The sequence below is a fragment of the Bacillus xiamenensis genome (assembly GCF_001857925.1).
In the GTDB taxonomy this organism is placed as follows: domain Bacteria; phylum Bacillota; class Bacilli; order Bacillales; family Bacillaceae; genus Bacillus; species Bacillus xiamenensis.
Genome location: NZ_CP017786.1, coordinates 1,670,946 through 1,693,864, shown reverse-complemented (window position 1 = coordinate 1,693,864; position 22,919 = coordinate 1,670,946). Strand labels below are relative to the sequence as shown.

The 22,919-nt window shown below is 41.8% G+C and carries 20 protein-coding genes and 4 tRNA genes; 8 read left to right on the top strand and 16 right to left on the bottom strand.

What is annotated here, in order from left to right:
• Positions 1-2 precede the first annotated feature (2 nt).
• The 8 genes from BK049_RS08560 to BK049_RS08525 form a co-directional block, all read right to left on the bottom strand.
• Complete coding sequence (locus tag BK049_RS08560) at positions 3-866, bottom strand: two-component system regulatory protein YycI (RefSeq protein ID WP_008360141.1); 864 nt, start codon at positions 864-866, stop codon at positions 3-5.
• On the bottom strand, positions 853-2,232 hold the full coding sequence (gene yycH, locus BK049_RS08555; RefSeq protein ID WP_008360143.1) for a two-component system activity regulator YycH: 1,380 nt from the start codon (positions 2,230-2,232) through the stop codon (positions 853-855). Before yycH ends, BK049_RS08560 begins: the two co-directional genes overlap by 14 nt.
• Positions 2,222-4,060, bottom strand: a complete 1,839-nt coding sequence (gene walK / locus BK049_RS08550) for a cell wall metabolism sensor histidine kinase WalK (RefSeq protein WP_071168289.1) — start codon at positions 4,058-4,060, stop codon at positions 2,222-2,224. The genes yycH and walK overlap by 11 nt, the downstream gene beginning before the upstream one ends.
• 7 nt (positions 4,061-4,067) lie before the next feature.
• Positions 4,068-4,775 (bottom strand): response regulator YycF, encoded by a 708-nt coding sequence (yycF, locus tag BK049_RS08545; protein ID WP_008360147.1) that lies wholly within the window; start codon positions 4,773-4,775, stop codon positions 4,068-4,070.
• Between the two features lie 348 nt (positions 4,776-5,123).
• Positions 5,124-5,196 (bottom strand) — tRNA-Phe (locus BK049_RS08540).
• Between the two features lie 27 nt (positions 5,197-5,223).
• A tRNA-Asp gene (locus tag BK049_RS08535) sits at positions 5,224-5,300 on the bottom strand.
• 82 nt (positions 5,301-5,382) lie between these two features.
• Positions 5,383-5,454, bottom strand: a tRNA-Glu gene (locus BK049_RS08530).
• A 6-nt stretch (positions 5,455-5,460) separates the two neighbouring features.
• Positions 5,461-5,536, bottom strand: a tRNA-Lys gene (locus BK049_RS08525).
• Between the two features lie 342 nt (positions 5,537-5,878).
• On the opposite strand from BK049_RS08525, the gene BK049_RS08520 reads away from it, so the two are divergent.
• Positions 5,879-6,403 carry a peroxiredoxin family protein gene (locus tag BK049_RS08520; protein ID WP_071168288.1) on the top strand — a complete coding sequence of 175 codons (525 nt, stop codon included), beginning with the start codon at positions 5,879-5,881 and terminating at the stop codon, positions 6,401-6,403.
• 31 nt (positions 6,404-6,434) lie between these two features.
• On the opposite strand, the gene BK049_RS08515 is transcribed toward BK049_RS08520, so the two are convergent.
• From BK049_RS08515 to BK049_RS08490, 6 genes are all read right to left on the bottom strand, one after another.
• On the bottom strand, positions 6,435-6,644 hold the full coding sequence (locus BK049_RS08515; protein WP_008359151.1) for a hypothetical protein: 210 nt from the start codon (positions 6,642-6,644) through the stop codon (positions 6,435-6,437).
• 14 nt (positions 6,645-6,658) lie between these two features.
• Entirely contained in the window at positions 6,659-7,792 is a 1,134-nt protein-coding gene (locus BK049_RS08510; RefSeq protein WP_071168287.1) for a DUF418 domain-containing protein, read from the bottom strand.
• 131 nt (positions 7,793-7,923) lie between these two features.
• Entirely contained in the window at positions 7,924-9,219 is a 1,296-nt protein-coding gene (locus tag BK049_RS08505) for an adenylosuccinate synthase (RefSeq protein WP_071168286.1), read from the bottom strand.
• Positions 9,220-9,749: 530 nt separating this feature from the next.
• Positions 9,750-10,163 carry a VOC family protein gene (locus BK049_RS08500; RefSeq protein WP_071168285.1) on the bottom strand — a complete coding sequence of 138 codons (414 nt, stop codon included), beginning with the start codon at positions 10,161-10,163 and terminating at the stop codon, positions 9,750-9,752.
• Between the two features lie 130 nt (positions 10,164-10,293).
• Positions 10,294-11,658, bottom strand: a complete 1,365-nt coding sequence (gene dnaB / locus BK049_RS08495) for a replicative DNA helicase (RefSeq protein WP_003214779.1) — start codon at positions 11,656-11,658, stop codon at positions 10,294-10,296.
• Positions 11,659-11,939: 281 nt separating this feature from the next.
• Positions 11,940-12,896 carry a DUF4885 family protein gene (locus BK049_RS08490; protein WP_071168284.1) on the bottom strand — a complete coding sequence of 319 codons (957 nt, stop codon included), beginning with the start codon at positions 12,894-12,896 and terminating at the stop codon, positions 11,940-11,942.
• Between the two features lie 109 nt (positions 12,897-13,005).
• Between BK049_RS08490 and BK049_RS08485 the strand changes: the two genes are divergently transcribed.
• From BK049_RS08485 to BK049_RS08455, 7 genes are all read left to right on the top strand, one after another.
• Positions 13,006-13,863, top strand: a complete 858-nt coding sequence (locus tag BK049_RS08485; protein WP_034739223.1) for a hypothetical protein — start codon at positions 13,006-13,008, stop codon at positions 13,861-13,863.
• 499 nt (positions 13,864-14,362) lie between these two features.
• A complete protein-coding gene (locus tag BK049_RS08480) occupies positions 14,363-15,244 on the top strand; it encodes an alpha/beta hydrolase (protein ID WP_071168283.1) in 882 nt (293 codons plus the stop codon).
• A 209-nt stretch (positions 15,245-15,453) separates the two neighbouring features.
• Positions 15,454-17,145: a helix-turn-helix domain-containing protein gene (locus tag BK049_RS08475; protein ID WP_244887379.1), complete on the top strand. Its 1,692-nt coding sequence runs from the start codon at positions 15,454-15,456 to the stop codon at positions 17,143-17,145.
• A 33-nt stretch (positions 17,146-17,178) separates the two neighbouring features.
• Positions 17,179-18,144, top strand: a complete 966-nt coding sequence (locus BK049_RS08470) for an iron-hydroxamate ABC transporter substrate-binding protein (protein WP_071168282.1) — start codon at positions 17,179-17,181, stop codon at positions 18,142-18,144.
• Positions 18,145-18,233: 89 nt separating this feature from the next.
• A complete protein-coding gene (locus BK049_RS08465; RefSeq protein ID WP_008359132.1) occupies positions 18,234-18,971 on the top strand; it encodes an alpha/beta hydrolase in 738 nt (245 codons plus the stop codon).
• A 72-nt stretch (positions 18,972-19,043) separates the two neighbouring features.
• Positions 19,044-19,187, top strand: a complete 144-nt coding sequence (locus tag BK049_RS08460; RefSeq protein WP_008347524.1) for a YycC family protein — start codon at positions 19,044-19,046, stop codon at positions 19,185-19,187.
• A 22-nt stretch (positions 19,188-19,209) separates the two neighbouring features.
• A complete protein-coding gene (locus BK049_RS08455) occupies positions 19,210-20,424 on the top strand; it encodes a CynX/NimT family MFS transporter (protein WP_071168281.1) in 1,215 nt (404 codons plus the stop codon).
• Positions 20,425-20,467: 43 nt separating this feature from the next.
• Here BK049_RS08455 and rplI read toward each other — a convergent pair whose 3' ends face one another.
• Positions 20,468-20,917 carry a 50S ribosomal protein L9 gene (gene rplI, locus BK049_RS08450; RefSeq protein ID WP_008359128.1) on the bottom strand — a complete coding sequence of 150 codons (450 nt, stop codon included), beginning with the start codon at positions 20,915-20,917 and terminating at the stop codon, positions 20,468-20,470.
• Positions 20,914-22,893 (bottom strand): DHH family phosphoesterase, encoded by a 1,980-nt coding sequence (locus BK049_RS08445; protein WP_008359126.1) that lies wholly within the window; start codon positions 22,891-22,893, stop codon positions 20,914-20,916. Before BK049_RS08445 ends, rplI begins: the two co-directional genes overlap by 4 nt.
• Positions 22,894-22,919 lie beyond the last annotated feature (26 nt).

The window sequence follows — 22,919 nt, the reverse complement described above, 5'->3', positions numbered from 1 at the left end:
TCTCACTCCATTGAAGATTTGTCATCTTTCTCTATATGATCAAGTGTTGAGCCATCAATGGCATTGATCAAATACTCTTCCTCGGTTTTTTTCTTTGAACCAGCTGCTACGCCTTCAAGCTCCACTCGCCATACAGGAACCATGACTTGCGTACTTGCACCTGGATATTGCGTATAGTAGCCGAGTTCCACTTTTTTCACGGTCGTGTTTTGGCTCAGCATATTTTGTGTATACAAGTCCTTCACGGTTTCAAGCGCCGGGACAAGCGTTTCTTTTCTCACTTCATTAATGGATGTCACCATCGACTGCTGATACGATACGACTTCGTTTTGATCGTTCAAATCCAATGTGATTTTTCCGATGGTTTCATTGTCATCAAGACCTTCTTGGAAGATGTATTTCCCTTTATACGTTTGGAAAAAGACGATTTCACCTGTCTCTTCATCAATGCTCCAGAGCTTATAATTCTTTCCATCCAGCAAGCGCTGGTTCACGAGGTTTGTCGCTGCTGTACTCATGTCTTTTTTAGGCAATGCGACTGGTTTATTGAAGGTCATTTCAAGCAGCGTGACAGGATCATCTTTCTCTGTTTTCGGGAATGTGCTTTTCGCCTTTTGATCAGCTAAACCGTCCACATCCTTCTTTGTATATTGCTTCTTCTCAGCTGTAATACGGTAGCCAATCTTCGCTTCATCTGATAGATTGCCATATTTGATTCCGTCTGCCTTCATTTCTTCCAGCGTATCCGTTTTTTCGATAATTGCGAAATGATCGGTTGATCGTTTTTCAAAGTATTGAAAACCAAGAAAGATATCGAGAACGAGAAAGGCTAGGATAAAGATCGTTTTGGTCTTATTCCACTCCATTCTTCTCGCTCCCCTCTGTCAACAGATCCTTCGATAAAATCACGGTTTTGCCGTTATATTTCATGCACCATACTGGCTCCAGCCAGACAAACATCGCTTCATCCTGATCTGATGCCGTTGACGTTGCTTGATAGGCAGGGAAAATCTGTTCAATTTTCTCCAAGTCATCATATTTCGTCTGCTTGGTGATCAAGTCCTTCAACTCTGTCCCGTTCATCAGCTTAACCTGTTCACTCTGACTCGCTTTGTTGCCAAGAATGTAGTTTGGACGCTTGTAACTCAAGATGTCATCATTCGCCCATTGTACTTCAAGGGAGGTCATTCCAAATGGATGCTTTGTGCTGTTAACGATCGGCAGACCATCCATAAACATATTAAAGGACAGCTGCTGGTTGCTGTTGATGCCAAAGTATTGATAATCATCGGTAAAGCTTCCGGTATCATTGAAATACTTCACGCTCCGCTTGATCAAATCCCCCGTTTGGAATACGTTACTGGAATTGATATTGCGGTGCTGATATTGGATGCGGTGGTCTTTTTGATTGGCTTCAAGACGACTTGTTCCATCTGTATACACCGTCCGGTTTAAATTAGACTCCTCCCCAACAAGACTTGGGTCTGTAAACAAAGCGTCCTTGAATTTGCTTGTCTTAATCGTTTCGATAAAGAACATTTTCGCTTCAAGCTGCTTTTGTTTCTGCGGCAGGAGAAAATCTCGTTTCGAATTCGCAGAGAATGTATAAAGATCATAGCGCGGCATCTCGTTTTGAGCAGCTGCGATGCTATCCATCAGATTACGATAGTTGGCCGACTCAATCGTCAGCTCAAGCACCGTTTCCTTGCTGTATGAGACCAAATAGACTTTCTTATTAGCCTTATCCTGCTGGGAGAACGGCACAATCATTCGATCAAACGAGTTATATTCAATGGATTTATTCGGCCATTTAAACAGGGCTTGGAAAATATCAATCGGGATCGAATCATTGAACACAAGATCCAATGTCTTCCCTTGTCCTCCTCGTCCATAGAAGAAATTCTTAAATCTTTGCTCGGAATATTGATCCGACACGTCGGAAATCTCTTTAACATCCCACAGGCTCACATCATTCCAAAAGTTTTGGAAGAGTTCCTTTTGATCCACTTTGAAGTGCTCACCATTCGAATGGATGAACATCTCACGCGGCTTTACGACATCAATGAGACTTCGAGGCTCGTCGCTTGAAATCTTCTTCGTTTCCACGACCTGTGTGCCGGCATCTGCCTGGTCCTGCATGACGGGCTGGAACATCCAGATATTCCACGTAAACACAAGACTGATCGCAATTAGGATTGTCAATATAATGGTTTTAAAGGTCTCACGCTTCATCCCAATCATCCTCTTGTTCTTCATTGTACGGAAGGGTAAAGGTTACCGTTGTTCCTTTTCCTTCAATGCTGTCAGCCCAAATATCTCCGCCATGAGCCTGAACCATTTCTTTTGCAATCGCAAGGCCTAGGCCGGTTCCGCCAAGCTTTCTTGTTCTCGCTTTATCCACTCGATAAAAACGTTCAAAGATTTTATCCATATCCTTCTTCGGAATACCGATTCCTTCATCTTTGACGCTGAATAACACAAGACCTTTCTCCTCATCGAGATCGACAGTGAACGTAATGTGTCCACCCTCTGGTGAGTATTTCAAGGCATTGGAAATGATATTATCGAGCACCTGTGTGATTTTATCTTGATCAATTTCAACATACACTTCACGCTGCGGCAGGTTGCGGATGAATTCGACATGCTGCTCCTTCGTCATTTCAAAACGATCAATGACGAGCGAGATAAACCTGATAAAATTCGTCCATTCCCGGTTGAATTGATAATCCTTGCTGTCGAACTTAGACAGCTGAAGCAGGTCATTGACAAGCCTGATCATGCGCTCTGTTTCATTTTGCGTGACACTGAGGAATCTTGGTGCAAGCTCTTTATCACCAATCGCCCCTTCAGCGAGTGCTTCAAGGTAGCTTCGCATCGTCGTGAGCGGTGTGCGCAGCTCATGCGATACGTTCGCCACGAATTCACGGCGTTCAGCATCAATTTTCTCCTGCTCTGTTACGTCATAAATGACCGCAATTAAACCATCAATCTTCCCATGCTCTTTCTGAATGACTGAGAAATTAACACGCAAAACTGACAGCTGATCCTCGCGTTCAATTTCTAGCAGCATAGAGTCTTGATTTTCGACTAAATCTTCAAATGTATGAGTGTCCTCTAAACCAAGTAAGGACGTAATCGGCATCTCTAGTGCTGTTTCACGTGAAACATTCAAAAGCTCTAATGCCGGGCTGTTTAATAGAATAATGGCGCCGTTTTGATTCGTTGCGATGACACCATCTGTCATATAGGCAATGACAGAAGAAAGCTTTTTCCGCTCCCCTTCCGTCATCAGCTGCGCTTCCTCCAGCTCTCTCGTCAGATGATTAAAAGTCGTCGCAAGCTGCCCAATTTCATCATGTCCATACTTTCGAACCTTTCTGGAAAAGTTCCCTTTGGCGAGTTCGATCGCTTGCTTTCTCATATCCGAAATTGGGTGTGTGATCGTTCTGAAGATGAAGATACCAAGGAGAGCGGTTGTCCCAAGTGCGATCAGTGTACCAGTCGCCAAAATGGTGTTGATCGTTCGCATTTGGTTAAAAACACTTTCCATAGAAGAGACCACATAAATCACGCCAACTGTCTCTTGGTTCTCATTTTTCACGGCTGTCGCTGAAATACGCACCCGTTTATTTGATTCTGGGTCATAAAACTTCTTTTCATAGTCTTTGCCGACCGCAAAAATACGGCTAATGATTTGATCGGTGATTTTCTTACCGGCAATCTCTTGATTTCCGTTGTTCACAGAGGCAATAACCTCTCTGCTTTCGTCAATATAACTGACTTCAGAAATTTCATTAGACTCATCTTTATTGTTAAAATCGTTTAATATCTTTTGAGCATCCTCTTTTAATTCAGCCTTGCTTTTCGATGAATCTTGTTCCAGGTAATACGATAACGAGTAGATTCGCTGATTCAAGGAATTATCATATGAATTAATTAAGGACTGCTCTAGCTGCTTTACAAAGTACACGCCAATGATCTGCATGGCGACAATGATCAGCAGCACGTAGATTAAGGTCAATTTGAAATGAATCGAGCGAAAAAAACCTACTTTACTCATAAGAATCTTAGTCCTGCTCTGGGTTTCTTAAATAGTAGCCGACGCCTCGTCTTGTCACGATCCAGCTCGGGTGGCTAGGGTTGTCTTCAATTTTCTCACGAAGACGGCGGACTGTGACGTCTACTGTACGGACATCTCCGAAGTAGTCGTAGCCCCAAACAGTTTGCAGTAAGTGCTCACGTGTCATGACTTGTCCAATATGCTTCGCTAAGTAATGAAGCAATTCGAACTCACGATGCGTCAATTCAATCGTTTCGTCACGCTTAGACACGACATACGCATCTGGATAGATGACAAGTGATCCAACCTCGATATCATTTGATTCAGATTCTTCCTCCGATTGAGGAGTAGCAGTCTGTCTTCTTAAATTCGCTTTTACACGTGCAAGCAGCTCGCGTGTGCTGAATGGCTTTGTGACATAATCGTCTGCGCCAAGCTCAAGACCGATGACCTTATCAATTTCAGAGTCTTTTGCTGTCAGCATGATAATCGGCATATCATATTTCTTTCGCACTTCGCGGCATACTTCAACGCCATCTTTGTTTGGCAGCATGATGTCGAGCAAAATGATGTCCGGCTTCATTTCTTCTACCATTTCAAGGGCTTCATTTCCGTCATACGCACAATGAACCTCATAGCCCTCTTTTCTTAAGTTAAATTCCAATATATCCGCAATCGGCTTTTCATCATCTACGACAAGAATCTTTTTTTCCATTGTGATTTCCTCCTGCATGTTTAGCATCTATATCATTCGATTTTGCATGTCTCATTATGCCTTTTTCATTTGTGAAAAAAAGGCTCACTGTCTATTATAACGTTTTACGAGGCAAAGTTAAAAATAATAACGGCTTTCTTTTCTAGTAAACGTTGGATAAGAAGGACCCTGTTCAAAAAATTTGATGACTTTTTCCTTTTTTATTGAAACTTTTCCAATCGTCAATCGTCTATATACATGTAACGTCTTCTTCTTATGGAGCCGGGCCCTACCTAGGTCCGGCTTCTCCCTTTTTATGCCTTCTTTTCATAATAAAAACGCACCTGCGATTGCAGATGCGTTTGGAAGTGGCTCGGGACGGAATCGAACCGCCGACACACGGATTTTCAGTCCGTTGCTCTACCAACTGAGCTACCGAGCCATCATCAAAAAGATGAATATGTATAAATGGCGGTCCGGACGGGACTCGAACCCGCGACCTCCTGCGTGACAGGCAGGCATTCTAACCAACTGAACTACCGGACCTCAGTAACTTGCCCGAAAAAGCAATCGTGGTGCTCCTTCAAGCAAGTGAGGAAAAATTTAGCTTAACGCTAAAGTAAATCAATGACCCGTACGGGATTCGAACCCGTGTTACCGCCGTGAAAGGGCGGTGTCTTAACCGCTTGACCAACGGGCCAACACATGGTGAGCCATGAAGGACTCGAACCTTCGACCCTCTGATTAAAAGTCAGATGCTCTACCAACTGAGCTAATGGCTCTCGGTTTGTGAAAAGTGAATCTGAAGAAGCTGTATTGCGCCAAACCAATCGCTTTAAAAAGCTGGAACATCGCATGCTAACAAGTTTCAGAGACCTTTGCAACAACGAGATTTATAATATCATAGAGTCATTACATATGGCAATACGTTTTTCGACATTTTTTTTAAAAAAAGTGTTGGACTGGATCTCTTCTGTCAAACTACCTATTCCTGCAATCGCCTTCAATGAATCCTTTCTATGAATGGTCAATTCCTATTCAGCACACAGAAACGTTTGCTTCCAATCGAAAATGGTTATACAAGGAACAAACAGCATGGTGATTGAAAAAGGAGGAAGCACAGGATGAGTTCATTTAAATTAGGAGACAAAATGCCCGATTTTTCACTGCCAACCGTACAGGGCGATCACATTGATTTTTACAAACATTTAGAGGAGCACCAAAGCTGGCATCTGATCGTTTTCTTTAGAGGATCTTGGTGCCCGGTATGTGTAGAGGAATTAAAAGAGCTGGAAAAACAGCAATCCTATTTTCAAGACAAGGATATTCACTTAATGACGATTTCAACGGATACCCCTGAAAACTTGAAGGAACTTGCAGACAAAGAGGGACTTTCTTTCCCAGTCATGTCTGACCAAGACCTCACTTCATTAAAAGCTTATGAAGTCTTCTATCACGGGGAAGATGCCCCATACGAAGATCATGGGGTGCACGGAGAACCTGCCTACTTCTTATTAAATGAAAAAGGGCAAGTCCTCTATCAACAAAGACAAACAAGTCCGTTTGGCAGACCGCATGCCAACGAACTGCGCAAAATCATTCAATACATTCGCAAAAACTTAAAAGGCCAATATAAAAGCCTAAAATAAGAAAGAAGCTCTCATCAAGAGGGCTTCTTTTTTATGAATGTCTTTTGTTAAATAGCCAATCTGCGGCGAAAAACACAAGGAGACCCGCCATTAAAATCACAAACGTGACGGGTGGTCTGTCACCTTGAAAAAAAGCGTACAACGCATGTCCTCCTAATGCCAGAAGATAAAAGACAAACGCCGGCACTGCTGCTTGATGTGCGTTCACTTCTTCTCTTTTCGTCATTTTTTTAAAAAACATTGAGTCTATCTCCTTTATGATGCTTTCTTCATCGTCACCCGGCGAAGTGCCCGCGATCGAATATATTCCATTGGTCCCATTCGCCAGACGTTTAAGCAGCATGCCGAAATGGCAATTTGCAGCAAGGAGATCAACAGCCATGCCAAGACGATGAGAGGTGCGTTGATTTGACCGCCAAGCCCCAATCCCCAGCTGTAAAAAAGGATAGAGCAGATGACATTTTGCAGGATGTAACAGCTAAGTGCCATTTTCCCTACATATTCAAACCAAGTCCACATGAACCAAGATTCCGTTCGCGCCAAAAGCTTCGCCATGACAGCGATATAGAAAATAGAAAGGAATGGAGAGAACACATAGCGCACCACGAATTCCACTATTTCATTTGGTACGAAGACAAGTGCATTCAGCGGCAAACCAATCCACAAACCGATTCGGAATAAAGTTTTCCGCAGAGATCGTCCACGCTCATTTGCATAAAATACACCGGCTCTCATCATCCGTACACCTAATAAAAACAAAAATGTATTCATCGGGATAATAAAGATCGCTTCTTCTCGGTACATAAAAAAGTGCTGTAATCGGTCTTGAACTTGAGAAATCCATGTCTCTGGCATCTGTTCTTCTAACGCTGGTTCGCTGCTTTGGTCATAGGATTCAGTCTCCAATTCAGAGGGAGAGAACACAACCAGAAAAGCCATCACCAACAGATGGATTGCACCAGAGAAGATCATGCCTTTTTTAATGCGCCGATTCCCTCCACGTACAATAAAAGCCACAAGGAGACCCGTGACGGCATAACTCATGAGCACGTCATATTCCATCACAAGAGCAAAATGGACAAAGCCCTCGATGAATAAGAATAAAAGAATCCATAAATATGTACCCGGCCAAGGCGTATTTTTTCTTTTCGCCTGCTGATATTTCAGCTCTAGCCCTACACCAAACATGATCGTGAGCAGCGATAGCATTTTGCCATAAACGAACATAGAGACAAGACTTTCAAGAAAACTGCCATTCTCATATTCATCCGCAATTTGATCTGTTGCAAAGGTATCCCCTGCGTATGCGAAAAACCAGACGTTCGTACCCAATGTGCCTAATATCGCAAAACCTCGTAAAATATCTAATAATCGTATTCTTTCTTTCACTAGAACGCTCCTTCCCTTTTATACAGTTATCATATTTTGGTAATGACGGGAAGTCCGTTCCGTTGAAATTAAGGAACATTTAAACAAAAAAACACCAGTAAAATGTGTGATTTTACTGGTGTCTGATCAGTCTATAATGATGGACGGTACACGCTGCGGACAACGTTCGTTTGGGAACGGTCTGGTCCGACTGAGAAAATAGAAAGTGGAATACCTGTTAATTGTGAAATGCGCTCTAAATAATGGCGGGCATTTGCAGGCAGTTCACTTAAATTCTTCACACCTGTAATATCCTCTGTCCAACCTGGCATTTCTTCAAAGACAGGTTCACATTTCGCTAATTCCTTTAGACTTGCTGGGAACTCTTCAGTGATTTCTCCGTTTAATTTATAAGCGACACAGATTTTCAATTTCTCAATCCCTGTCAGTACGTCGATGGAGTTAAGAGATAAATCTGTAATTCCGCTCACACGGCGCGCATGACGGACAACCACACTGTCAAACCAGCCAACACGGCGCGGGCGGCCAGTTGTCGTACCGTATTCACGGCCAACTTCACGGATTTGATCGCCAATTTCATCATGAAGTTCTGTCGGGAATGGGCCATCACCAACACGAGTTGTGTAAGCTTTTGATACGCCAACCACATGTTGAATTTTCGTAGGACCTACACCAGAACCAATCGTCACTCCTCCAGCCACTGGATTAGATGACGTGACAAATGGATATGTCCCTTGATCGATATCAAGCATAACGCCTTGCGCTCCTTCAAACAGAACACGACGGCCTTCATCTAAAGCATCGTTTAATACAACAGATGTGTCCACGACATATTTTTTCACTTGCTGGCCATATTCATAATACTCATCTAAAATATCTTCAATTTTGAAGCCTTCGGTGTCGTACATTTTCTCTAAAAGACGATTTTTCTCTTCTAGATTACGTGCAAGCTTCTCTTCAAATACTTCACGGTCTAATAGATCTGCGATGCGGATTCCGACGCGGGCAGCTTTGTCCATATAAGCTGGTCCAATTCCTTTTTTCGTCGTACCGATCTTATTAGCCCCTTTCCGATCTTCTTCTACCTCGTCCAATTTTAAATGATAAGGCAGAATGACATGGGCTCTATTGCTGATTCTGAGGTTATCTGTACTCACATTCCGTTCGTGAAGATACGCAAGCTCAGTGACCAACGCTTTAGGATCAACCACCATTCCATTACCGATGACGCAAGTTTTCTCTTTATAAAAAATACCAGACGGAATGAGGTGTAGCTTGTAAGTCACTCCATCAAATTTGATTGTGTGACCTGCATTGTTTCCCCCTTGATAACGGGCAATCACCTCTGCATTTTCTGAAAGGAAATCAGTAATTTTCCCTTTCCCTTCGTCACCCCACTGCGTACCTACTACGACTACTGAAGACATATCGTGCACCTCCGTTAACCTTTCAAAACGTTATCTCTTTCAAACACATTTATTTTATCAATGCACAACGAAAAAGTCAACGCGAAATCCGAACATTAATATCTCGAAATCAAATTTTGTTCGTTTTACATGTGAAGAAAAGCGCTTTAATGGCTCCTTCCACGCTTAAAAAGGGAGATTTCGAGCAAAACAACTGTTTTATCGTTTCACACTGCTTATTGATTTTTAGTCATTTGAATCATTGGGCTTGCCATGACGTCCGGTGAATGGGGTCTACCTTTCCTCAGCTGTTCCAACATAAACAGAAATCACAAATTGGCGGGTCAGGCTTTGACCCTGCAACTTCTTTAAAATGGCTGTCTGACCCTCTATGCTCCTGCAAATGCTGATAGAAACGGTACATGTTGCATGGTAGAACATGCGGGATTAAGGCGAAGCTGGGATGATCGAAATTTTTTCTGACATCATTGAAGAAAAGCAGACAGCCCTTTATCAACCAACTAAAAAACTCCCGGTCGTGGGAGTCTTTTTTAAACAGGTGTAATGCCTTCTGTATTCATGAGCACCACTCGATATCCATCTGGATCTTCAATGGTCACTCCTCCTCGATCCCAGTACGGATTAGCAGAGATCACGCGGCGTCCGCCAAATGTGATCAGCTTCTCTTTCATCTGCTGAAACTCATCTTCATCAGGAATATAGAACACAAGCAGCTGCTCAGGATGCGGAATGGGAAGGGTCTCTTCCTCCTCATGCTTTGTGATTTCTAGATGGACATGCTGGTGAGGAAGCCCAAGCATGACCCCATCATACCCTTCATGCTGATCAAATGAGCCTATTCGTTTAAGCCCTAAACCTTCTTCATAAAAGGAAACAGCCTCTTTCATTTTGACGGTGGGGCGTGCGATGCGTAATTGAGCGGCTTCGAACAGTTGAAATTTCATCCGTTATCACTCCTTTTCTCCTTTTAGTATACGCTCTCTTTTTCTCCCTCTCCTCCTCATTTCGATGGTTTTTCAGTCATTCTTTCGATGTAGATGGATCAAAAAAAAGCCCAGCTTCTTGAGCTGGGCTTTAAGCACCGGGCGGAACACCCGCATCGTCAAACCTTCTTTCCAGGTTGACGAATTTGTTATATTCTTTGACGAACGCTAGTGATACCGTGCCAACTGGACCGTTACGCTGTTTCGCAATAATAATTTCAATAATGTTCTTATTCTCTGATTCTTTGTCGTAGTAATCATCACGATAAAGGAATGCCACAATATCAGCATCCTGCTCAATACTTCCTGATTCACGAATATCAGACATCATCGGACGTTTGTCCTGACGCTGCTCTACCCCGCGGGAAAGCTGAGATAGGGCAATGACTGGCACTTCAAGTTCTCTTGCGAGTGACTTTAAAGCCCTAGAGATTTCAGATACCTCTTGCTGACGGTTATCGCTTGATCGTCCGCTTCCTTGGATCAGCTGCAAGTAGTCAATCAGAATCATGCCAAGCCCGTTTTCTTGCTTCAAACGGCGGCATTTCGAACGAATTTCACTTACTCTAATGCCTGGTGTATCGTCAATGAAAATCCCACTGTTTGATAACGAGCCCATCGCCATTGTCAGCTTACCCCAGTCCTCTTCAGTCAGATTACCGGTTCTTAGGTTTTGTGCATTGATATTCCCCTCTGCACAAAGCATACGCATGACCAGCTGTTCAGCACCCATCTCTAAACTAAAGATGGCGACACTTTCATCTGTCTTGGTTGCGACGTTTTGTGCAATGTTCAAGGCGAAGGCTGTTTTCCCTACTGACGGACGAGCCGCTACAATAATCAAGTCATTTCGCTGGAATCCAGCTGTCATCCGATCAAGCTCTGAGAAACCCGTTGGAATCCCTGTAATATCACCTTTTCGGTTATGAAGCTGTTCAATATTATCATATGTTTGAACAAGAACGTCTTTAATGTTTTGAAAAGCCCCTGAGTTTTTACGCTGAGCCACTTCCATAATGGTTTTTTCAGCGTCACTCAATAGATCTTCTACTTCATCCTCACGCGTATACCCATCCTGTGCAATGGTTGTCGCTGTACGGATCAAACGTCTTAAAATGGATTTTTCTTCTACAATTTTTGCATAGTATTCAATGTTTGCAGCAGTTGGAACAGAGTTCGCAATATCGGTTAAATACGAAATCCCGCCTACCTCTTCTAGTAAGTCTGTATTGGCAAGTTCTGATGTCACCGTGACAAGGTCAACCGGTTCCCCTCTATCACCAAGTACAAGCATCGCATTGTAAATCTTTTGATGCGACATTCTATAGAAATCCTCTGGAATTAATACTTCAGAAGCGAGCGTTAGCGCAGATGGTTCTAAAAAAACAGCACCTAATACGGCCTGCTCGGCTTCTATATTTTGCGGCGGCAGCCGGTCATCGAGAAGTTCCGTCATGCCAAGCACCGTCCTTTCATAAAAAAATACGCTACTCATCATTTTAACATTTTCAGCAATAAAAAAGTGAAAAACATCGACTATAGTCAAAATTACCATGTTGATTTTTCTTTGAACAGCAAACCAACGCATTTCAATAGAAAAGACTCTGTAACATAAATTGTTAAAGAGTCCTTTGTATCGTTAATAGGATTTGTAGCTGTTGTTCACACATGTGATCGATACTCCAACATGGCATGTACACGCACATGATCAAATATTGAAAATATCAGGTGCGTTTTTTAATCTATCGTTTTCTTAACTCCGTAATTCACCTTTTGTCCAATGTCTTGTAAGGAGCCATTTTGATAACCAATAGATAGCACCAAATCGGGAATAGAATCATATCCGTTTTTGGCTAAGTCAAAGAGCTGTGCACCATAATGTGATGCAGCAATGCGGGCATTTTCTGCTGTGTATGGGTTTTTCAGAAGTTCTTCTTTGTAGATATCAAAAATATTCGCTCCGGTATCCGTTACAAATTGACCGTTTACAATGCTTAAATCTTTTAAATTGTAGCCTGTCACCGTTTTGATTTGATTGACAAGGTGGAACTTTGCAAGTGAATCCGGCGTGAATTGAGTCGAATCATCATTTCTACTTTTCATAATATGAAAAAATAGTTCTCTTGTATTGTTACTTGTATTTAATATGTCTTCTATTTGTTTGATCAGTGATTCATCAGTTGCTCCACTCACCACTAATTTGAAATGATTTGGGTCAATGGTAAAAGTTAAATTGGCGTTTTTAGGAATGTTCAAACCATTGGTAGAAAACAAAGCTTGCAGTTGTTCATTCACCTTTTGACGATTTAATAGTTTCTTTTCTACACTTTCTTGGGTAGGATCGTACCGTTTTTCATTACGGAAGATAGCATCATTGAAGTCATATTGTCCGCCTTTATTATTCCTTGCCCAACTCATTTCCATCGTATAAGCAGCTTCTCTCTCCACTTTAGTTAGATCACTTCTGAAATAAGAAGAGTATGGATTTCGATACTTATCATATATATGACTCTGAGGATCTTTGAATCGTTTATTTTGTTCATTTATTTTTTCGTATTTTTCATCTAATATTTTCATTCGTCTATCAGATTCGGTCATCACTTCGTTTGTACTTTTAATAGCTGATTGACCTTTAGAGTTTATTTGGTTCAAATTGTTCGAAGAACTGGCTGTATATGACGTATTAATATTCATTTTGATTCTCCTTTTTTAAGAAAATAGTGATTATTAAATATATCGGCAATTCAGTTAAAATTTGTTAGTTTAATGTCGATATAGTAATTATTACAAGGAGGGTTAATATATGACAATTACTATCTTTAAACGTTTATTATTACCAGCATTATTATTGGCGCTTGTTACTAGTTTTTTTGCACCTACTTCAGCGGAAGCAGCAATTACGGGGAATAACAGTCCTAACACTGCAAGTTCAATGGGATATTGGAAAAATAGTCGTTCAGACACGACAATCTTACCTGAAGGTGAAAATGAAGCGTATTATCAGTTTACGATCAATAAAGGGGAAAGAGTATATGTCAGAAGTTCGTATAATAAGCAATATACAGGGATGAATATCGAGGTGTATAATTCGAAATATTCTAGGACAGGATCCGAAGTTATAAATCCTGATTCAGTAACGCCTTTTATTTTTGCAAATACTGGTGACGTGACTTCAACTTCAGAAACTTATTTTGTGAAAGTAACCCGTGGTACATATACCGGTAACATGTATTTTACTGTTTCCATTCAAGATCGTATTAAATCTGGAAATGGGACATTCAATTTTACAGGGACTGCTACGAACTTAGGGAATTCTTCTTTAAATTTTTTAGGAGTTGACTCTTCAGTCATTACAATGGATTTAACGAATAATTCCACAGTTCCTAAACGCGCTGTAGTTAAATCAATTACGACAACTAGCACTCAAACGCCCAACCAAGGGAATGTCACACACAAACTGATGGCTAGTGATAGTAATATTTGGTATCAATCACTTTTCTCCTCTGCAACAAGTGGTTCTTATCGTATATCTCTGGATGATCAATTAAGAGTCGCTCAAAAATGGAGCTTTAAGTACAACGCAAAAGCTACCGCGAGATCTACTATGAGCAATGTCAAAGCCGATATCCGTTACGAATATGATGTTACCGATGGATTTTAATTGAATGATGTTTACAGATATGTACACCAATATGATCAAAAAGTAAGGGTACATCCCTTACTTTTTTTATTGCCTCGTTTTTGATGCTATATGTTATTTCGCCACTTTTAAAACAGCCCCTCCTCTTTCAACACGCTCTCTAGCAGAACCCCGACTGACCATTTCATTTTGTTATGAATGAAAATGTTAAAAAGAAGAGTAGTGTATTTTTGTATGAAAGGACGGTGCTTGGTATGGCGGAACTTCTCGATGACCGGCTGCCGACGCAAAATATAGAAGCAGAGCAGGCCGCATCAATGAATTGGGCGAAATTAACATTTACATAACTTTATGAACATTTGACTTTATAATTAATAACTATTATTATTTGGTTTGCTCACATGATAATTGAGAATCATTTTCATTTGAAGTTTTCAAGTAATACTCTCATCCAACCAATATTCACAAGTCTGCTTTTATCACCATATGAGGATCATTTTGAGGAAGGGAATTTTTATATATGTTGAAACACCCTGAAGGAATGGGTACTGAGAATTCACTTTTCGGAGAAAGCCGTCCCTTTTTTATACCTGGGACAGAGCAACTGGATATCACAGCACACCCATACAGACTTTTTATATTTAAACCGAATACCACTCCTCCCGCCGCTGGTTTTCCAGTCATGTACGTGCTTGATGGGAATTCACTTTTTGGCACAATGGTCGAAGCCATTCGTTTACAGTCAAGAAGACCTGAAAAAACAGGTGTCGTACCTGCCATCATTGTTGGGATTGGCTATCAGACAGAAGCGCCCTATCATCCGCTTAGGCATTATGATCTCACTCTTACTGGCCCTGACGCTTCCATTGGGGGCAAAAGAAAGGACTTCTCCATTCATACATATGGCGGCGCCTCTTCTTTCTTTTCTTTTATAGAAAAGACGGTAAAGCCTTATATCGAGCAGCGCTTTCCGATCAACCAGAGTCGTCAAACACTATTTGGGCATTCTCTTGGTGGTCTTTTTGTATTACACACACTATTTGAGCACCCTGATGCTTATCAGACATATATTGCAGGCAGTCCTTCTATCCACTGGAACAAAGAATTATTTCTAGAAAAAGAACATCAATTCACCAACCGTATACGTCAGGTGCCTATAGATGTCAGGCTGCTTGTAGGTGTAGGTGAGTTAGAAAAACATCATCCATGCCAAATGAATGCTTATGCAAAGTCACTAGCAAATCGTATGCTGCCTTTATCCTCATATGGCTTGCATACGGCCTATCACGAGTTCCTTGAAGAAGGACATACATCCGTTTTACCAGTGCTGATGAATTACGCTTTTCGTTTTGCACTCTATCATGATGGTCCTTTAACAACCACAGACATGAAAAAAAGCTAGTGAACACACGAAACATAGTAATCTATCTCAAAAGATTGCCCTTATCACAGGCGCAGGACGGACAACGAATACAAGTGTTTCTCTACACCCTATGCACCCTGATCTCCATCAGGGTACTTTTTTGACAGAATAAACACACCATTTTCCAGCTCTTTCTGATACAATTCAATTGAGAATGTTTATCAATTAATAAGAGATCAGGTGGTTTTATGGGAAACAATCATCAATTATGTACAAAGGTAAATGCTGAACAATGCATTTACCGATTAACATATACTGAAAAAATAAATAATGCAGATCTTCCACATACGGAGCAGCAGCTATCAGATACATTCTGCCTTCTTTTCAGCATAAGCGGCAGCGGTTTACTCACATTGAACGATCAAAAATGGCGATTGAAACATATGACACTCTATACGATCATGCCTGGGGAAACATTTATGCTGAAAACAGAACCTTATCAAAAACACGAGCTCTTTCTGTTTCGCTTTCAGCTCTACACGATGCAAGATCAAAACATAGGAGAAGTATCAACTGATCATGCCCGTTCTTTACTGAATGTGTGGCAATTTATCGATATTAGCTCGATTGAACAAATTCATTCTTTACTGTCCGACATGACAGAGGAATGGCAAAAGCCTGAATCCATTAGCTTTTTTAGAAGTCAAACTCTTTTTCAACAGCTCATTTTGCAGCTTTTCACACTGCATAAAGAAGATATTTGTGACACGGCACACGCCCTTTTCAAAACAAAACAATATATCGATCAACATTCCGAAGAACCTCTCAGCCTTACAAGTCTATCTCATATGGCTGGAATCAGCGCCAACCATTACAGTGAGCTATTTAAAAAGCATTTTGATGTGAGTGTGACTGATTATATCACCAAGAAAAGAATGGCTAGAGCCAAGCAGTTAATGGCAAAAGGCAATGCAAAGCTCAAAGACATTGCACTGGAAATCGGCTATCAAGATCCCTATTATTTCAGCCGCATCTTTAAGAAAAAAATGGGCATAACCCCTTCTACTTATATGAGAAGCCGCCAGCGAAAAATCGCAGCCTATGGACATTCCATACTCGGTCAGCTCACACCCATTCATATCATCCCATATGCTGCCCCTCTTCACCCTAAATGGACAGCACATGATTTTGAGCATTATGCAGAAGAAATTCCGATTCACTTGAGTGCACATCGTATCAACGAGCACGCTGAAGCCAATTTACAGCAATTAAAGGAAGCACAACCTGAGCTGATCATTGCCAATGATCATGTGACAGAGGAAGAAAAACAAGTGTTGAAAACCATCTGTCCTGTTCACTTTGTTCCATTCACACAAGTGGATTGGCGCACTCAATTCAGACAAACAGCTCTGTTCTTAAACGAAACGAGGGAAGCAGAAGAAGGGCTGCTTCATTACGAAAAACTCGTTAATCAAGCGAAAAAGGCATGCGTTATTGATCATCCACCAAGAACTGTCCTGCCTCTTCGTATCTTTCAAGATCAGCTCTACTTATCTGTCAATCGCACCATGTCAGAAGTAATTTTTCATGAAATTGGCCTTCTGCCAGCTTTTCAGAATGATGGCCAGCTCATCGAAAAAAAAATCAGCATTCACTCTATACAGCAGTTAGACCCAGATGCCATCTTCCTCTTGTTGCATAAAGAACCAAAAACCATTGCTTTTTATCAAAAATTAAAGCAACAGGAGGCTTGGCAAAATCTCAAGGCTGTGACGCAACAAGCCGTCTATCCACTCGCTTCTGACCCTTGGCGTGAGTACACAGCAGCTAGTCATCAACGAGTCATTCAGGACCTTTTATCTTTTTTTTCCGTAAAAAGTCCATCACTAGACAGATCATTGTCTATGGATAAAAGGATGAAAGACTACTACAATCTTTAATTGAGAACAATTATCATTTAAAGGGGAAAACAAATGAAAAAATGGTTTGCATTGCTTATCCTTTGTATCATGACGATCACCGCAGCAGCCTGTGGTGCTGCAGAAAATAAACCGGCTTCAAACACAACCAAAAGCAAGTCAGCTGAAGCAGCAGAAACAAACATCCAATATTTAGATCAAACGTACAAACTGAAAACACCAGTGAAACGAATCGTCATTGCTGGAAGCCTAGAATCGATGGAAGATGCAAAACTACTTGGTATCGAGCCTATTGGTGCTTCTACTGTCGGCGGCACTTTCCCTGAATTATTTAAAGACATTACAGCAAAAACAGAAGGCATTGGGGAAAAAACAGAACCGAACCTAGAAAAAATCTTAAAACTAAAACCAGACGTGATACTCGGATCAACCAAGTTCCCGCCTGCAACAATTAAAAAACTAGATAAAGTTCAAACGACGATCCCAGTATCTCATGTCTCGTCTGACTGGGAAAGCAATCTATTATTGCTCGGTGAGCTGACTGGAAAAAGTAAAGAAGCAAAAAACAGCATTGCTGATTATCAGAAAGATCTTAAACAAGCGAAAGAAACCCTGAAAGACAAAAGCAGCAACAAAACAGCTGTCATTTTACGCATTAGACAAGGCGACCTGTACGTGTACCCTGAAGATGTATACTTCAACTCTACTTTATATGGGGACTTAGGGTTTACAGCACCAAGTGATGTCAAAAAAGCCAAAGCACAAGCAATGATTTCATTGGAGCGCCTAGGCGAACTAAATCCTGACTATATTTTTGTTCAGTTCTCTAAAGAGGAAAACTCATCGAATCCAAATGCATTGAAGGACTTAGAACAAAATAAAATTTGGACAAGCCTAAAAGCTGTGAAAAATGGGCACATCAATGAAAATGTCGTTGACCCTATGCTTCAAGGAGGAACAGCACTAAGCAAAACAACCTTCCTTGATAAGGCTGTCAAATGGTTAGATCAAAACAACTAAAAAGATGCGCATCTTGACAAAGGGCTAAACATTTTAGCCCTTTGTTCTTCTTTTCAGCGGAGCTTGAAAACTTGAAGGAGAGAATACACATGAACGGAACGTTTCTATATGACGAATTGAACGGGCGGCAGCTCGATATTTACCTTCCACCGGACACCTCTATTGATGTTCCAGCTGTCTTTGTACAAGATGGCTCTTCTTTGTTTAGAACCCACCTGCCAGAGATCGAAAGCATGATTGAAGCCAAAACCATCTCGCCAATCATCATCGTCGGCATACACCCCTTCAATCGACTTGACGAATATACACCATGGAAAGCATCATCACTGCGTTCTAGATTCCCTGACTTTAAAGGTGAGGCACAGACATATGTGTCATTTTTAGCAAATGACTTGCTTCCATATATCAAAAGAGAATACCCAGTCAAACAGACCGGTCATGAACATAGCCACGTAGGTGCTTCACTAGGTGGGCTATTTGTTATTTATACCCTATTGATGCACCCTACCCTTTTTCAACGTATCGCATCTATCTCCGGGTCATTTTGGTATCAAGATTTTCTACCGTTTGCTAAACAACAAAGCATTCAATGTGTTGTGGATCACCTTATTTATTTGTCTGTAGGCAGTGAAGAAGGGAAAGGCAAAACATCTGCTCAACAGCACATGCCTTTATTCAACAAACAACTACATGACCTTTTATTACAGAAAGGGGTGCCGGAATGGCAGCTGCACTATCACATCGAACAAGGAGAGGGCCATCATCGGAAACAATTTCAAAAAAATTTCTTATCGGCCATCAAGTGGTTTTATAATAGAGAACGCTAATTTTTTATCAGCAAGGTACAAAGCCGATATGGTATATTGGAACGTATAGATTGAAAGAGGAGGGATTTGCGCATGAGACCTTTACAAATCTCAGCCGATACCGCACAGAAGCTTGCCGCATCACTCAATGTACCGTTAGAGCAAATCATGCATATGCCACAGCACATCTTATTAGCTAAATTAGCGGAGCTTGAACAGAAGAAAGATCGTTCTTAAAGAAATAAAGGAGTTTACATTCATGGAACAACAACTAGAAAAATCAACATTTCATCCTCGCAGTACAGGGCAAACCATTTTGCTGATTGCCGGGATTTTACTCATTGCCTTTAACCTGCGCCCTGCCATTACGTCCGTTGGCCCTGTGATTGGCGCCATTCGTTCTGATTTACAGCTTTCAAATGGACTTGCTGGTTTCCTCACGACATTACCACTGCTCTCATTCGCATTGCTATCTCCCATTGCACCTAAAATGGGAAAACGTCTTGGGAATGAACGAACACTTTGGCTTGGGCTTGCTGTCCTGCTCTTTGGGATTGTCATTCGTTCGTTTGGCACAATCACCTTTTTAATGATGGGAACGGCGCTAGTCGGCGTAGGAATTGCGATTTGTAATGTGCTCTTACCGGGGCTCGTGAAGCATAAATTCCCTGCACATGCTGGATTGATGACAAGCGTGTATACAACCTCGATGTCCGTCTTTGCTGCACTTGCATCAGGTGTCAGTGTTCCGCTCAGTCATGCGTTGCCCGGCGGCTGGAATACGTCATTTCTTGTCTGGGCTGGACTTGCGCTTATGGCCATGATGGTTTGGGCGCCTCAGCTTCTTCATCAGAACACAGCAGCTGCGAAAAGCATTTCGCTCACAGAGCAGCCGATTTGGCGTTCACGTGTCGCATGGCAGGTGACCTTTTTTATGGGCTTGCAATCATTTCTTTTCTATAGCAGCATTGCATGGTTTCCTGATATTTTGACATCTCATGGCATGAACCTCTCAACAGCTGGATGGATGCTGTCTATTATGCAGTTCGCTGGTCTGCCATCGACCTTTTTAACACCCGTTTTTGCAGAAAAATTAAAAACGCAAAGACCGCTTGTGTGCGGCCTTGTGCTCGTTTATTTATTAGGCATGATCGGTCTTCTTCTCGGAGGATCTACGCCTATTCTTGTGATCTCTGTCTTATTGATCGGGATTGGACAAGGGGCCAGTATTAGTCTTGCCCTCACACTTATTGGACTACGGACTACCCATATGGAACAAGCAGCTGCCCTTTCTGGAATGGCGCAGTCTCTCGGTTATTTATTAGCCGCTATTGGCCCTTTCATGATCGGTATTCTCTTTGATTTCAGCCATTCATGGACACCATCCATTATCATCTTTATCGTCATTTTATTCTTCATGTTCTTATCAGGCATGCGTGCCGGGCGAAATGTCTCTATATCCGATCCTTCTTAAACAGAACAGACCCCGTCTCACGAGGAGACGGGGTCTGTTCTGTTTATGCTTGTTCTGTCACATGCACCTTTAACGTTGCTTGTACTTCTGGGTGAAGCTTCACCGGTACATTTGTGTATCCTAACGCACGAATCGCATCATTCAGCTCGATTTTACGTTTATCGAGTTTGATTTGATGATCTTTTTGCAATTTATCAGCGATTTGTTTGCTTGTAATCGATCCAAACAGACGACCGCCTTCACCTGATTTTGCAGTGAGTTCCACTGTTAACGCCTCAAGTGTTTCTTTGAGTTGTTTCGCTTGTTCAAGCTCCTGGATGGCATTCTTTTTCTCTTTGTTTTTCTGCCCTTCCAATGCACTTAGGTTCGTTGGAGTTGCTTCAACAGCTAACCCTTGTTTGATGAGAAAGTTGTGAGCGTATCCGTCAGCTACATTCTTCACTTCGCCTTTTTTCCCTTTGCCTTTTACGTCTTTTAGAAAGATCACTTTCATCTTTGAACCCCTCCTTCGAAATATTCGTCTATGGCAGCTTTTAACTTCTCTACCGCTTCTTCAATGGTTATACCATAAATCTGGGTCGCAGCGTTAGTCAAATGACCGCCGCCGTCTAATGCTTCCATAATAATTTGAACGTTGATATCCCCTAATGATCTTGCACTAATGCATACGGTGTCGTCATCTCGTCTAGCGACAGCAAATGACGCTTCCACCTCACTCATTGACAAGAGAGAATCAGCTGTCTGTGCAATCGTAATTTGATCATAATATTCAGAGCTGTCAGACGGCAATGAAGCGATCGCTACCTGGTTTTGATACAGCTCTGTATGCTGAATGAGTTTTGCCCGTTTGATGTAATGATCGACGGTTTCTTTGAGAAACTTTTGTACAAGGACAGGATCTGCCCCCTTTGCACGCAGGTAAGAAGCTGCATCGAAAGTTCTTGACCCTGTTCTCAGTGAGAAACTTTTCGTATCCACAATGATCCCAGCAAGAAGGGCGGTGGCCTCAATCATGTTAATCCGCAATTTCTTCGGCTGATACTCTAACAGCTCTGTTACAAGTTCTGCTGTAGATGAAGCATAAGGCTCCATATAGACAAGTAAAGGATCACGGATAAACTCCTCACCACGTCTATGGTGATCAATGACAACGACATTTTCAATTTTATTGAGCAGTCGTTCTTCCATGACAAGAGACGGCTTGTGTGTATCGACGACCACCAGCAATGTATCATCCTTTGCAAGCTCCATGGCTTCCTCTGGTGTGATAAAACGTGACCAAAGCTCTTCATAATTCTTAATTTCACTAATTAAGCGTTGAACACTATCTCCAATCTGATTGGCATCAATGACGATATAGCCTTCTTTCCCATTGGCCTGAGCGACCTTTAAAATACCAATTGATGCACCAATTGAGTCCATATCGGGAAACTTATGCCCCATGATCATGACATTACCGCTTTCAGATACAATTTCTTTTAATGCATGAGAAATAACCCGCGCGCGCACTCGTGTCCGTTTTTCCATTGGATTGGTTTTCCCGCCGTAGAATTTCACTTTCCCATTCGGCTGTTTAATGGCTACCTGATCCCCGCCTCGTCCGAGGGCAAGGTCAAGACTCGATTGGGCAAGCGCTCCAAGCTCTTTTAAAGATGGAACCGACGCACCGATTCCGATACTAAGGGTAAGCGTTGCGCTATGTGCCCCTGTTTTCTCACGGACCTCGTCTAAAATGGAGAACTTCGACGCTTCAAGCTCTGCTAAGATGCTCTCATTTAATACCGCCATAAATCGTTCAGATGAAATTCTTTTCAAGAAAATGCCATATTCTTGTGCCCAATTGTTTAACAGCGATGTCACTTCACTATTAATGGCGCTGCGCACTTGATCATCAAGACCTTGCGTGACATCGTCGTAATTGTCTAAAAAGATATACGATAACACCGTTCGTTCATTTTCGTACTGCCTTTCAATCTGCACCTGTTCCGTGACATCAAAGAAATATAAAAGGCGCTCGGACCGTTTAATAATGACTTTGAATTTCCGGTCATTCAGCGTCACATTCTCTGTCTCGACCTCTTGCTTAATCAGAGGCACAATTGACTCAAATGTATCGTACAAGGATCTGCCGACAAGTGTGCTTTCATGAAAGCACGAAGCGAGAAATGGATTGGTCCATTCGATATAATACTGGTCATTAAACAGCATAATACCAATTGGCATCTCCATTAATGCTTCTTCTCCAACCTTTTTGACTCGATAGGATAATGTTGAAATATATGAATCAATCTCTTTTTGCACTTGCGTATCTGCCCACTTTAAGAAGTAAAGCACACCTGCAAGGACTAAAAGACCAACCGCTCCTATGATCCAATTAAAATAAAGGTTGAGGAGGACTGTGACCACCGCAAGAACAATTAACGCGAAGATCGGATACTTGATGACAGGTTTTCTATAGAAGCTTGGCACTGATATCAACTCCTCAACATTCAGAG